The organism is Chryseobacterium sp. C39-AII1 (genome assembly GCF_039672645.1).
GTDB lineage: Bacteria > Bacteroidota > Bacteroidia > Flavobacteriales > Weeksellaceae > Chryseobacterium.
Genome location: NZ_JBDFPQ010000012.1, coordinates 1 through 13,979, shown reverse-complemented (window position 1 = coordinate 13,979; position 13,979 = coordinate 1). Strand labels below are relative to the sequence as shown.

The following is a 13,979-nucleotide window of genomic DNA, read 5'->3' as shown; positions in this document are numbered from 1 at the left end:
AGCAAATCTTGCTATGGTCTACAACTATGGATAAAAGGGAGAATAAATTTTATCTCAATAGCATCTTCATTATATGTTTGCGGAAAAAAGATGTATAAATACCTTTTATTATGTATTTCAATGATGTTTTTGTTTTCCTGCGAAGATGAAACCAATACGTATGAAGTGGGAAGCACGTGGATGGATGCGCAGTCAAAAATTGTAATGATCGATACGCTGACTATGAAAATGTCTACCATTATGATGGATTCTGTAGTGACTTCCGGAAAAAATGTAATGATGATAGGAAATATAAAAGATCAGACTTTTGGGAAGGTAAATTCGTCTTCGTTTTTTGAACTTACACCAGAAGCTTATACCTTGAATTCTCCTACCAGTGCGGTTTTCGATTCTATTGTAATGTATCTTACCAATTCAGATTTTTATTACGGAGATACATTGAAAACATATAAATTGGAGGTACATCCTTTGACTGACAGAATCAGGTTGAATGGGGGGTATCTTTATAATAAAAGTAATTTTAATTATGCATCAAACTCAATCGGAAGTGCAGAGTTTTATCCGAGACCGAATACAGACAGTAGTTATGTGAAGGTGAAATTAGATCAATCTTACGGACAAACTCTTTTCAATACGCTAAAGAACAGCGATGTGACCACTCAGGAATATTTTCTGAATTTTTATAAAGGTCTGGCGCTCGTTCCTTCATCTGACAATAATGCAATGCTGAGGTTTGGGATTAATTCGTCTTATCAGGTTCAAATTAATAAAAGCACCAAAGAAAAAGTGTCGAATATCGTGAGAATGTATTATCACACCACGTCGCAAAACGGAACTGAATTAGTGAAATATACTTTAGACCTCAACCCGAGTTCAACGTATCAATATAATAAAGTACAAAGTGATTTTACAGGTTCTGATTTGGCGGGGCTGACTCCTAAAAACCCTATACTTTCAACAAATTTAGATAACAAAGCTTATATGATGGCGGGAATAGGAGTGTACACCAAAGTGGAAATTCCGTATCTGAAAAATATTAAAAATTTATACGATAACTATAAAATCATAGATGCAACGCTTACTGTGAGCCCTGTGGCGGGGTATTATTCTAATCAGTTTTATAATCCGAGCCCCTTGTATTATTATATGGGTGATAAGGCAAATCATGTGGTAAGCACTTATACATCAGATGGAAGTACAGAAATTACCGCAAGTTTATCTAATAGCAGCGAGTTCCAGAATGAGCATGCGTACAGCTTTTCTATGTCGAGTTATTTCAATACTATTTTAACGGAAACAGCCAATTCAAATTATAATACATTGATTTACCCTTCTTCCTACAACGATGTTCTTTCAGGAAAAGTGGTGATTGGAGATTCAAAAAACAAAACGAATCCGGCAAAACTAAAGGTTTACATTTTAGGATATTAATGCAGAAAAAATTTATGAACAGAAAAAATAAAATTGTAATCGGCTTATTGTTTTCAGGAGTTTTTACTTCCGGATTGTATGCTCAAAACTCTTCGCCTTATTCCTATTTCGGGGTCGGAATGTTTAATAATGTTGATGATGCCAGAAATATCTCCTTGGGAAATACAGGAATCGCTTTGGAAGCTCCAAATTATATCAATTCTAAAAATGCGGCATCCATGACGGCTATTTCTTCAAAAAATGTAGTTTTCAATATCAGTGGAATAGGGAAGTACAATACGATTTCGAGTAATTTAGGAAAAGACAACAGATTCAATGCTAATTTTACAAATTTCAGTGCGGCGTTGAGGGTTTCAAAAAAATTATTTGTCGGGATGAATATACAACCGTCTACTTCGTCAGACTACAAGATTTCGTCTACCATTCCCATCGAAGGCACCGCGACTGAATATCCCGTAACATACGAAGGAAGTGGCGGACTGTCGAACTGGGGCGTAAGTTTAGCCTATAAAATTAATGATAACTGGAGTGTTGGCGGAAAAGTGAAAAACAATTTCGGAAAAATTATCCGTAAAGAGACCATTACTACAAATTCTGAAGTAGAAATCAGCAGAAATATAAGATATACGGGTTTTAGTTATAATTTGGGAACGCAGTTTAAGAAAGATTTTAGTGATAATTTTCAATTGACTTTAGGAGGAATTGTGAATTTTGGCAGCAAATTGGTTTCCAAAAGAGATGTTTCTTACACCGAAAATCAGGATTATACCAATAGTATTACGACCAATCTTTCGTCAAAAGATTCGGCTTTGCCTTTTGAGATGGGGTTCGGATTTGGATTTTTAGCGAAAGAAAGATACCGTCTTACCTTCGATTTTACACAAAGCAACTGGGATAAAGTAAAAAATACCGAGACTTCAGAACAATATTACAGACAGAAAACCTACGGTTTGGGAGTTGAAATTCTTCCTGAAAGAAGACGTACCGAAAAACTTTCTGAAACCTTTATTTATCGTTTCGGTTTAAATTATGATACCGGATATTACAAGATCAATAAAGTTGAAATCGATAAACTGGAAGCCACTGTTGGGGTAGGAATCCCATTAAATAAAGTAGTTCTGAATGTCGGTTACGGCTACGGAATTCATGGCGTTCAGAAAAATGTAGCAATCCGGGAAAATTATCACATGCTGAATATCAGTATGAATATTCTGGATACATGGTTTAAAAAACGTTATCTAGACTAAAAAGTGCTTATTTTTAAAACAACAATACCCGGTGATGTCATTTACAATGCAGAAGAAAATGTCGAATGCTAAATGATATTGCCACCAAATCCCTTGCGAATTTCGTGAGGGGTTTTTTGTAAAATTGATTTTGAATGTTAGCTTTTTTAGATATACATCGAATGTTTAAAGAAATTTAGTCCATAAATTTCATATCAAAAATGCTAAAAAACTCCCGTCCGAAATTTTCGAAAGGGAGTTGATTTTTACCATTCACTATTAATAACTTCTCCGTATTTTGTATTCATATTATCTTTAAGGTATAAAAGTAATATGAGATACTCATTTGTCGGGCTTTCTGTAAATAAAGGAGGATCAATTTCAAGATTATTCTTCATTATCTTCTCGACTTCTTTATCCTTACTTCCAAAAACGGTTATGGGTGAAATTTTTTCTATTTTTTGAAAATCGTTAATCGTGATTTTATAAATTGCAAAAGGCTGTTTTGGAGAAAAATTTTTAATATTAGAAAGTGCCGATTTGTCTCCTGTTTGTAATTTGTCATAACCTGTTGTAAATTCTAATCCCATGAATCTGAATTTGTTTTTATCTATATAGGCAAAGGTTTTTTCCAATGCTTTTAGATTATTCTTTTCTTTTTTGGGATCAACATGGTATTTAGGAGAGCAGGAAGAAATACCATAACTATTGTTGTATTTACTTAATAATATCAGGTATTCTTCTCCAACTTCAACACTTGTTTCACAGGCTCCGGATGAAACATCCCCTATGAGGCCTCTAATATTTAAAGTTTTAAATTGTTCGCCTTTATAAATTTTTTCAAATTTAACATCAGCCTTATAGGTTCTTTGCTCATCGTTTTCATCATAGACTTTTAAAATTTTTATAACTCCAACAACATCTGCTGCTAAATAATTTTCGACTAAAGTGTTAGTAACGCACTTACAGGCGGATACTTGTATCACACCGATTATTAAAAATAATACGAAGAATAATTTTTTCATCATTATAATTTTTTACTTCACAGAAATTTCATCCACAAAGATATACGCATCTCCGCCGGCACCTTGATGCCATTCCGGAAGTTTTCCGAAGAAATACGCTTTTACTTTTACATATCTTGCTTCAGTTGGTAAAATTTCTGCAGCGAAATCTTTGATTTGTACTGTTTCATCTTTTGGATCAACTGTATTATCAACTGTTTTCATCAGGATAAAATCTTTTCCGTTCATCGAAACATAATATTCCACTTTTTTAGGCATTAAAATCCATGCTTTGCTGTCCTGAAGATAAGTAGAAGATAATTTCGTGATCTGCTGAGGTGACTGCATATCAATCACGGCTTCGAAATCCTGTCCCCAATAGCCAACCCATTCGCCTTTTCTCCAATTTATCGCACCGTTGATTCCGTCAATTAAAGCCAATTTTCCACCTGCTGTATATTGAGGATAAGCGGTAGGCTTCACATCAATGCTCCAATGGTTGGGTCTTCTGTAGAAATTAGCGGTTGTAATTGAACTTTTTTCGCCACTTCTTTCCGCATACGCAGAAACCTGAGTTGTTTTTGTGATGGTGAAAGGTTCTTTATATGGCTTAAATGTTTTTCTCACATTCGCATCACCTTCATCCATCGTCATATAATAAATTTTATCATTCGGATTCAATGGAGTGATGGCTACTTTGGTATTGATGTCAAAAATTCTGTCTGCAGCAATAACAGGCGTTGCCGTTAATTCGTCATATTTAAAATCTTTGAACGATTTTGCATTCTCAAAACCTAATTTTCTAAGCTCTTCTTTGCCTGTATTTTTTGTGATGATTTTCGTTGTTCCGTCTTCAAGGTGAATTTTAACCTCATCAAAATAAGGCTTTGTCGTCTGCCATTCAGGCAATCCTGGCGTTACAGAATAAATTCCCATCGTGCTCAAAATATACCACGCACTCATTTGTCCGCAATCTTCATTTCCGATCAATCCGTCAGGAGTGTTTTTATAGAAATTATCAAGAATATACTTTATTTTAGCATCTGTTTTTTCCGGCTTGCCAACATAATTATAAAGATAAGCGATATGGTGACTCGGCTCGTTTCCTTGGGCATATTGTCCCATCAAACCTGTGATATCCACCTGCTCTCTACCCGTCGTTTTATCCGGAGCTGCAAAAATAGCATCAATAAATTGTTCGAATTTTTCTTTTCCGCCGTGCGCCGCAATTAATCCCGGAATATCCTGCTGAACGGAGTAGGAGTAATGCCATGAATTTCCTTCTGTATAATTGTTGTTTACTTCTCTTGGATCAAACGGTTCAAGCCAGTTTGCGTTTTTTCTAGGCTGCATAAATCCGTTCTTGGGATTGTATAAATTTTTCCAGTTCTGAGAACGCTTCATGAAATACTGGTAATCTTCTTTTTTGCCTAAAATTTTCGCCATTTGAGCGATACACCAGTCATCGTAAGCATATTCTACGGTTTTAGAAACACTTTCGTGTTCGTCATCAATAGCGATAAAATTATTTTGTTTGTAAGCATTCAACCCAAAAATATCCAACATCGCCGAATTTTTAGAAGCTTGAAATGCTTTTTCATAATCAAAACCAGTGATTCCTTTTGCCATCGCGTCTGCAATCACAGAAACTGCGTGGTAACCGATCATACATTCTGTTTCGTTGGAAGCCAGCTCCCAAACCGGAAGTTTGCCGCCCTGTTCGTATTGTTTAATGAAAGTATTGATGAAATCGGCTGTTCTTTTTCTATCGATTAAAGACATTAAAGGATGCGCACCCCTGAAAGTATCCCAAAGCGAGAAAACCGAGTAATAGTCGAAACCTTTCGCCATATAGAATTTATTGTCGCGACCTCTGTATTTTCCGTCTGCATCCATATTAATATTAGGTTGCGTGAAAACATGATACATTGCCGTATAGAAAACCGTCAGTTTATCTTTATCGGAAGACTTAACTTCAATTTTTGATAATTCTTTGTCCCAATCTGCAACCGCCTGTTTTTGAATTTCAGAAAAATCATTAGATTTTCCTTCCGCCAGCATATTTTTTCCGGCGCCTTCATAACCTGTCGGAGAAATCGCCACTTTTACGCTGATTTTTTCTCCTTTCTTTACTGTTGTTGAAAAGGCCAATGCTAATTTTGTTCCTGTTAAAAGATTTGTTTCGTCTTTACCGTTTACCAGTTTTTTTGAAATTTTTAATGGCTTTGAAAACTCAATTCTTGCGTAAATGTATTGGTTCGTTGCCCAAGCTTCACTTCTTCTGAAAACCTCAATGGTTTTATCGTCGATTATTTTAACCTCACCTTCCAGCAGTTTATCTCTGTGATTCAGATCTAAAATGATATTGGCATTTCCAGCATTATTGAAAGTATATTCGTGATAACCTACTCTTTTGGTCGTAGTCAGACGAACATCGATATTGTTTTTATCTAGCTTAACCGAATAAAATCCAGCCGTTGCTTTTTCGTTTTTGTGTGAGAATTTAGAAGAATAGTCTTTGCTGTCCAAACTTGGATTTCCCATTGTCGGCATCAGCATAATGTCTCCATAATCCGAAACTCCCGTTCCGTTAAGGTGCGTGTGAGAAAATCCGTAGATCACAGAATCTGAGTAATGATAACCGCTGCAACCGTCCCAACTTCCATCGATTCTTGTATCGGGTGAAAGCTGTACCATTCCGAAAGGAACAATGGCTCCGGGAAACGTGTGTCCGTGCCCACCAGTTCCTATAAAAGGATTTACATATTGCGAATAATTTTGTGAAAATAAATTATGGGCAACAATTCCTAAAAGAACAACTAATATTTTTTTCATCATGTAAAAAATTAAATTCCCCTAAAATACACTAAAATTTGGATTCACAAAAGAAAATATCTATCATTGCGTTTACTTATTCTAAATAGGTAAAAATTACGTAAATTTGTAAACAATTTATTTAGTTTATGTTGACGAAAGAAAAGGTACAAAATTTCCTTAAAGAGATAGAAGTTGATGACTTGGTAAGCAATTTTCAGGTTATGGGCAACGATGTATATATTGATATGACTGCGCATTCACCGGCAATGCACGAGAAAAAAAAGCTTGAGGCAGCCATGAAGCAGGCTTTTGCAAGTGAATTCGGAGATGAAATTGTTTTAAAATTAAAAATCGTTTCTCCGGAACCTAGCGAAATTCAGCAAAGTCAGATCAAAGGAAAACAAATTCCTGGGATTCAAAATATTATTGCCATTGCTTCTGGAAAAGGAGGTGTTGGTAAGTCTACGGTTTCTGCAAACATGGCGGTAACGTTGGCAAAAATGGGTTTCAAAGTAGGTTTATTGGATGCGGATATTTATGGTCCTTCAGTTCCTACGATGTTCGATACAGAAGGTGAAAAGCCAATTTCTGTAGAATTAAACGGTAAAAGTTTAATGAAACCTGTTGAAAATTATGGCGTAAAAATGCTTTCCATAGGATATTTCTCAGGTGCAAATCAGGCGGTTGTCTGGAGAGGCCCGATGGCTTCAAAAGCGCTGAACCAAATGATCAGAGACGCAGCTTGGGGAGAATTAGATTTCTTATTGATCGACCTTCCTCCAGGAACGGGTGATATTCACTTATCAATTATTCAGGAAGTTCCTGTAACGGGAGCGGTGATTGTAAGTACCCCTCAACACGTGGCTTTGGCAGACGTAAGAAAAGGGATTGCGATGTTCCAGATGGAAAGTATTAACATTCCGGTTCTTGGATTAGTGGAAAATATGGCGTATTTTACACCGGAAGAATTACCTGAAAATAAATATTATATCTTTGGAAACCAAGGAGCGCAATATTTAGCAGATGATCTTGGAATACCTGTTTTGGGAGAGATTCCGTTAATTCAAAGTATCAGAGAAGCGGGAGATGTTGGAAGACCGGCCGCTTTGCAGGATGGTTCTAAAATCGCGGAGATCTACACAGAAACTGCCCGTAAAATGGTGGAAAGCTTGGTAGAAAGAAATAAAAATCTTCCTCCGACTGAAGCAGTGAAAATTTCTACAATGGCGGGTTGCTCGCCAAAAGCAAAATAAATATTTTTCAAATCTTGAAAAAACCGAATTGAACTGAAAAAATATGGAAACAAACATAACACACGAAGATACAGTAACAAGAGTGATGGAAGCTCTGGAAAGCATCCGACCGTTTTTGAATAAAGATGGTGGAGATATTGAGCTTATTGATGTGAAGGATAACTTGGTTTATGTAAAACTTTTAGGAAACTGTTCTGGTTGCTCACTGAATGTATCAACATTGAAATTAGGTGTTGAAAATACAATCAAACAACATGCGCCGGAAATAGAAAAAGTAATAAGCGTGGAATAAAAAATAACAATATATATTTTTTTGAGATAGGTTTCGGCCTGTCTTTTTTTTATGGTTTTCAATTCCAATATTAAATAGGTTTTCAAGACCTGTTTTTTTTTGCTTTTAAACGAGAAAAAAGTTTAGAAAAATTATTACCTGCATATAGAAATAATTCTATGATTGCATGAGATTTATTAGTGTTATTTTTGTAAAAAATTTATTTACAACGCAATATGAGGTTTTAAAATATACTATTGAGGTTGCGTTGTCGTTCCTTTTAATGTTCAATGTTTTTTATGGCAAGTTACCCGACTTTGAGAAGAAAGTAAGGGCAGAATTTTTTTGTTTAAAGTTTTGATGAAAATCGCGGAAAGTGCTTTAAATAAAGAATTTTTTAAGAAAAAATGTGGTATTGGTCTATATGTTGTATTGCATTGTGATAATAATTTAGAGGATAAACTAACTTCTGTAAAATAGATGTATGGGTTTTATGGAAACTATTATTAAAAAACTAAAACTATGAAAAATATACTCATTGCTGACGGTCTGTATGTGGTAAGGGCGGGTACGGCAGTGTTGTTGGAGACTAAGCTACAGTTTCCGTGTAAAATTGATTTCGCTGAAAATTATTCTGAAACGAAAGAGAAGATTTCTTCTAAACAATATGATCTTATAATTCTTGATACAGATATTCCGGGAAGTATTTTTAAATCAATGGTGAAGGATCTTAAGAAAAGGCAGAAAAATATTAAAATCCTGATTTTTTCCACCTATGATGAAAATGTAGGGATTCAGTACATAGAAGAGGGAGTAGAAGGTTATATGAATAAAAGTGCCAGTGAATTTGAAATTTTAAAGGGAATTATGGCAATTTTTGAAGAAGGTTTTTATTATCCTTCTAAAATGATGAATAAACTGCTGACTTCAAAAGATAATAATACTGTTGAAAAACTTTCTAAGAGAGAGTTTCAAATCTTCAAACTTTTAGCAGAAGGTTATGGAAATATTGAGATTTCCAATAGTTTAGATCTAAAGACGTCAACCATAAGTACCTATAAAAAGAAAATCTTTGAGAAGCTACAAGTGAAAAGTGTGGTAGATCTGGTGAGAATTTATGACGAGATGCATTGAGGGAATATCTGCCCTATTGTTTACGTCAGAAAAGGCTTCCCCTGTTATACTTATTAAGTCTCCTTATAATGTTAATATTGTACATGGTGTTGCTATACCGAGAGCCACGGTTAAAGTGATGATAAGATTTTCCTTGTATTGGTAATATTGATAGTATTGCGTTTAATTTTGCTATATTAAAATGTTCAATAATAAAAAAGCCCCGAACTTTTTCGGAGCTTTACATCAACTAAATAATATACTCTATTTTACAATAATTCTTTTTAGCTGTCCTTCAGAAGTTTTCACAAGGTAAACGCCTGTAGAAAGCTTTGAAGTATCTATTGTTAAAGCATTTTTTTGTTTTTCAATCAGTTTTCCAGACATATCATACAATTCATAATCCTGAACTCTGTTGAAATATAAAGTGTTTCCTTTTGATACCGGATTCGGGAATACGTTGAAGGTCGATTTTTCTGTTTTCACTTCTCCGGTTGCCAAACTTGGAGTGGCTACTTCGTACATCGATAAAGTTCCGCTGATTTCGTTGGCAATTACCACATATCCTTTTCCTGTTGTGGTATTTTCAGGAGCAATGTAGATGATTCCTTCAGGGCCATTATCACCTCCATACGCTGAAGTCATACGAGAGTTTTTATAATCAGTGAAAGTAGGATTATTCGGATCTGTTATATTATAAACCATTACACCTCCGGTTCTTTCAATGGTGATGAAAGCGTAAGTTTGCCCATTAATTGTTCCTAAAGTTACCCCTTCCGGCTCTGGGCCTTTTGCACGGCTTCTGCTTTTAATCGTGTTCGATTCATTATCAGCATTGAAAATCAATGGATGATTAGCTGCGATATATCGTTCAAATTGATCACCGCTGTCGTAAACGATTTGTTTCGTGTCAGCATTGAAAATCGAGAACGAACGTGCACCCAACGCTGCAATTTCTTCAAATTCATTATCTCCATCCGTATTTCCTGTGGCATTAGAAACTCTGAATCTTCCTAAATTATGCGAAGCTTTTAATATTGATGATTGCGGGAAAAGTGCTGGATCTAAAGTATAACCGTTGGCTCCAACCGTCGTTCTCTCACTAAATCCTGAAAGATCTTTTTCATCACCTTCGTTTGCCGTTACAATATAGTTTGTGTTTCCCACTTTATAATTCTGAACCGCATCAGGAATATAATAAGCTTTTACAGGCCAGTTGGCAATTAAAACTTCACCATTATTGTCCGAAGCATCAAAACCGTTTCCTGGAAGGCTCATATCTTTTTTGCCTAATCCCCAAATTCCGGTAATCGTTTTTGAAGTTAAATTAACCTCAGCAATCGCATTATTTTCCTGAAGTGTGATCCAAGCCTTTTGGCTGTCTGCACTTATCGTAATATATTCAGGTTCTAAATCTTGAGAAAGTATATTATTGGTTCTTACTTTTCTTAAACCTGTCGGTGTTAATGCTGCCACCTGAGAATCAAACGCATTGAAATTAAGTGTAGTAACATTATTTTGAGTTAGATTGTTAATTCCTCCCGAAATATCAATAATGCTGATAGTTCCTTCAGGATCGATGGTGTAAGCGTCATTGGGTTCACCTTCATTGGCGGTTAAAACTTTTGTTCCGTCTGGTGAGAAGGAAACCATATCCGGTAAAGCACCAACCGTAACTTGTTTCAGGAAATTTCCGTTAATATCAAAGAAAACTACCGAACCGTTCTGTTGAGGGTTCGTGTTTGGAGAAGCTGCCGCAATAATTCCGTTTTTCACGGCAATACTTGTAATTCCGCCATACGGAGCCATATTTACGGTATTGATAACCGTTGGAGTATTCGGATTACTGAAATTGATAATATCAAAAACATCCGTCAAAGAACTGATGGTAAATAATCTCTGCGTGGTAGGATCGTGAACCACTATTTCCGTAGAGCTGCTGTTGTTTCCGGAAGGATCAAAACTTCCGATATAATTTAACTGAATTTGGTGTGATGGAACAGGAGCCGCTTTATCATTATCAATAATATAAACCGTTGAATTGCTGTCTCCTGAAATGGTTGCTCCGGTAGGATTTTCAAGGCTTAAAACAAAATATTCTGCTTCTTGTTCTGCTAGTGCATCATCAATAATAGGGATATTTACCGTGTAACTTGTAGTTCCCGGAACAATATTAACTGTTTGACTGATAAAAGTGAAATCATTATGGTCTGCCGTGCTGAAAGGAGCCGGTTTTGCTACCAAATTTACCGATGCCGTGGAAGGATTGGTTACATTAATTTTAAATGCGAATGTTCCTGCATTTTCATTGACTTTGATAAAGTTTTTATCCAAAGAAATAGAAGTTCCGGCGGTTGTAAATACGGTTGAAGTTGCCGTTGTTACTGCGTTATCACTGAAATCTTCCACCACATTTGGTTTTAAAGCCAGATAATACGTCTGGTTCGGAACTAAACCTGAGGTTGGAATAACCGTGATTTTATTGTTAGAAAAAGTTGTTGCGAAGGGAATTTGAGCACCTGAAGCATTTCCAATACGGAAATCTACAAGCGTTTGTGCATTAGAATCGTTGATCGTAGAATTGTCGGCTAATCTTACATTTTCGTTGAAAGTAATGGTAGGATTTACAGTCGTTAAAGCATTATTTGTGTTGTTTGTGGGAAGGTAGGCAACTGTTGGCGGAGTAGTGTCGATACCTCCAACTGCTGTTGCGTCTACGGTAAAATTATCAAAACGGTTATTTCCTACAGTTCCGTTATTTGCTCCTGCGGAAAATTCAACTTTAAGTTTGAAATTAGGATTGTTGGAAACGCCTGCAATATTGGAAAAATCAAATGTAATTAATTGCGGATTGGCATCTTGCGGATTTACTGTTTGATAGGTCTGAAAAGTTGTTCCATCCAAAGAGTAAGACCACGTTTGTGTTCCTGCCCCCGAACCCGATCTTCTTGTCGTAAATTTTACCACCACATTATTGAATCCTGTAGTTGGTAAATTGAACTGCAAATTCCCGTTAATAGGGAAGTTGTATCGCAAATGCGTTCCGGCAGCATCTCCATTTCTTGCATTTAAATTTTCTGTGCTGAAGTTTTGCCCTGTTCCGTTGGCAAAATCAACTTCTGTTGTTCCGCTGGTTACGGCTGTCATAGAACCGTTTACCAAAGTTGATGTTGGCGTCATCATCGCGGTTGCAGAAGCATTGTTATTAAAATTCCAGTAATGAATAAGGCTTGATTGCCCGAAAGCTGCTCCCTGAAGGAACATCGCGGCAATCACCGAACCTTTCAAAAGGTAGTTATCAGTCATTTTTACGTTATATTAAATTTATGCAAAAATGAACTTTCTATTTTGTAAACATTTTAAGCGAATTTTAATTAATTCTTAATAATAATGTAATTTTTGAAAGTTTTGATGAAAATTAAATTTCGAAAGAAGAAAATAGAAAATTAAAGAAACGACAAATCAGCCAACTGTAGAAATATTGGCTATAATAAAATTGAATGTACTGTTTTATTTATCCGGATGTGCTAAATAGATTTGATTGGAAGAATTTTCCAGAGGATGTTTTTGCATGTAAAAAAATCCTGAAATTGCAGTCAAGACCAATAAAATGAAAACCACCAGAACAATTCTCTTTAACATTTCTCTCATATCGCTAAATTTTTAATGTCCTTAATTTCTAAAGTTGAGGTAGGGTAGCCCTTTTGCACTGCGTTGATCATCGCTTTCCCGACTTCGTGTAAAGTTAATGATTTTGAAGGTAATATACGTGGAAAAATCCAAATAATTGGTTTGAAGAACCATTTTACATTTTCCTGGCCTTCAACAGGTTTCATAAACCCAGGACGAAAATTGTATTCGCTTCTAAAACCAAGCTTTCTCAATGTATTTTCTGTTTTTCCTTTTACTCTTGCCCACATCAGTTTTCCGCTTTCGGTTTTATCGGTACTTGCTCCGGAAACATAATTGAAAACGATATCCGGATTTTGGTTGAGAACTGCTTTGGCGAAATGCAATGTGGTGTCGTAAGTGATTCTGGTGTAATCTTCCTCATTCAATCCCACGCTGCTGATTCCGGCGCAAAAGAAAACGGCATCGTAACCTTTAAGATTTTCATCCAGAAGATCAATTTGTAGAAAATCTGAAACTATATATTCTTTTAATTTGGCGTGCTTTTTTCCTGAAGGTTTTCTGCCGACACTTAAAATTTCTGAAACATTCGGATTTTCAAGACATTCTAATAAAACACCTTCACCTACCATTCCTGTTGCACCTGTGAGAATTACTTTGATTGAGTCCATTTCTTTATAGTTGTTAATCTTGTTGACGTTTAAGCTTTACCTTTTACTTTATGTGGTAGCAAAAATTATACATTTTTTTATTTTTTATAAAATATCAACGTTGTAATTGTGAATGATGTGTAGAATTTTTTTTTAGACTTTTTTATACTTGAGTTTCACACAACAAAAATTCCCCTCCTTTGGAGGGGTGGCGAAAATTTCATAGAAATTTTTGACGGGGTGGTTTTATTATTACTTTCCATTTTCTTATAATAATTAAACTACCCCGTCTTTTTGCTTATGCAAAAATCCACCCCTTCAAAGAAGGGGAATTTTTAGTCCGGAAAATTCATAATTTACTTACAACGTAAAATTGACAATTCCCATTCCTAGCCCAGATCGCAGCATTTGTTTGAGCCCATTTTTTATTTTTGGGGGTTCGGCGCGGCAGCTTCGCTAGTCTTGGTCGGAAGATTTTTTCTTTCGACTTTTTCTTTTCTGCATGGATTTATTTTTATATTTATAGGTGATATTCCATCATTATGTCAGTTTTTAAAGACCATAAAATTTCCCTCAAAAATATT

At 35.6% G+C, this 13,979-nt stretch carries 10 protein-coding genes; 5 read left to right on the top strand and 5 right to left on the bottom strand.

The features are described 5' to 3' along the window. Positions 1 to 90 precede the first annotated feature (90 nt). Together ABEG63_RS16390 and ABEG63_RS16385 are read left to right on the top strand one after the other, a co-directional pair. A complete protein-coding gene (locus tag ABEG63_RS16390) occupies positions 91 to 1,431 on the top strand; it encodes a DUF4270 family protein (RefSeq protein WP_346586279.1) in 1,341 nt (446 codons plus the stop codon). A gap of 14 nt (positions 1,432 to 1,445) precedes the next feature. Then, on the top strand, positions 1,446 to 2,678 hold the full coding sequence (locus ABEG63_RS16385) for a hypothetical protein (RefSeq protein ID WP_346586277.1): 1,233 nt from the start codon (positions 1,446 to 1,448) through the stop codon (positions 2,676 to 2,678). Positions 2,679 to 2,923: 245 nt separating this feature from the next. Here the strand turns inward: ABEG63_RS16385 and ABEG63_RS16380 are convergent, their stop codons facing one another. Beyond that, a complete protein-coding gene (locus ABEG63_RS16380) occupies positions 2,924 to 3,682 on the bottom strand; it encodes a hypothetical protein (protein ID WP_346586275.1) in 759 nt (252 codons plus the stop codon). A gap of 12 nt (positions 3,683 to 3,694) precedes the next feature. Beyond that, entirely contained in the window at positions 3,695 to 6,496 is a 2,802-nt protein-coding gene (locus tag ABEG63_RS16375; protein ID WP_346586273.1) for a GH92 family glycosyl hydrolase, read from the bottom strand. Positions 6,497 to 6,624: 128 nt separating this feature from the next. On the opposite strand from ABEG63_RS16375, the gene ABEG63_RS16370 reads away from it, so the two are divergent. The 3 genes from ABEG63_RS16370 (at position 6,625) to ABEG63_RS16360 (ending at position 9,136) form a co-directional block, all read left to right on the top strand. Next, entirely contained in the window at positions 6,625 to 7,731 is a 1,107-nt protein-coding gene (locus ABEG63_RS16370) for an Mrp/NBP35 family ATP-binding protein (protein WP_346586271.1), read from the top strand. Positions 7,732 to 7,774: 43 nt separating this feature from the next. Then, on the top strand, positions 7,775 to 8,023 hold the full coding sequence (locus ABEG63_RS16365) for a NifU family protein (protein ID WP_267401623.1): 249 nt from the start codon (positions 7,775 to 7,777) through the stop codon (positions 8,021 to 8,023). 501 nt (positions 8,024 to 8,524) lie between these two features. Further along, positions 8,525 to 9,136: a response regulator transcription factor gene (locus ABEG63_RS16360; protein ID WP_346586269.1), complete on the top strand. Its 612-nt coding sequence runs from the start codon at positions 8,525 to 8,527 to the stop codon at positions 9,134 to 9,136. A gap of 243 nt (positions 9,137 to 9,379) precedes the next feature. Here ABEG63_RS16360 and ABEG63_RS16355 read toward each other — a convergent pair whose 3' ends face one another. The 3 genes from ABEG63_RS16355 to ABEG63_RS16345 all read right to left on the bottom strand — a co-directional run bounded on the left by ABEG63_RS16355 (position 9,380) and on the right by ABEG63_RS16345 (position 13,416). Further along, positions 9,380 to 12,421 carry a choice-of-anchor I family protein gene (locus ABEG63_RS16355; RefSeq protein WP_346586267.1) on the bottom strand — a complete coding sequence of 1,014 codons (3,042 nt, stop codon included), beginning with the start codon at positions 12,419 to 12,421 and terminating at the stop codon, positions 9,380 to 9,382. A gap of 204 nt (positions 12,422 to 12,625) precedes the next feature. Then, positions 12,626 to 12,766, bottom strand: coding sequence for a hypothetical protein (locus tag ABEG63_RS16350; RefSeq protein WP_267401618.1), 141 nt, complete (start codon positions 12,764 to 12,766; stop codon positions 12,626 to 12,628). Further along, positions 12,763 to 13,416 (bottom strand): NAD-dependent epimerase/dehydratase family protein, encoded by a 654-nt coding sequence (locus tag ABEG63_RS16345; protein WP_312400215.1) that lies wholly within the window; start codon positions 13,414 to 13,416, stop codon positions 12,763 to 12,765. The genes ABEG63_RS16350 and ABEG63_RS16345 overlap by 4 nt, the downstream gene beginning before the upstream one ends. Positions 13,417 to 13,979 lie beyond the last annotated feature (563 nt).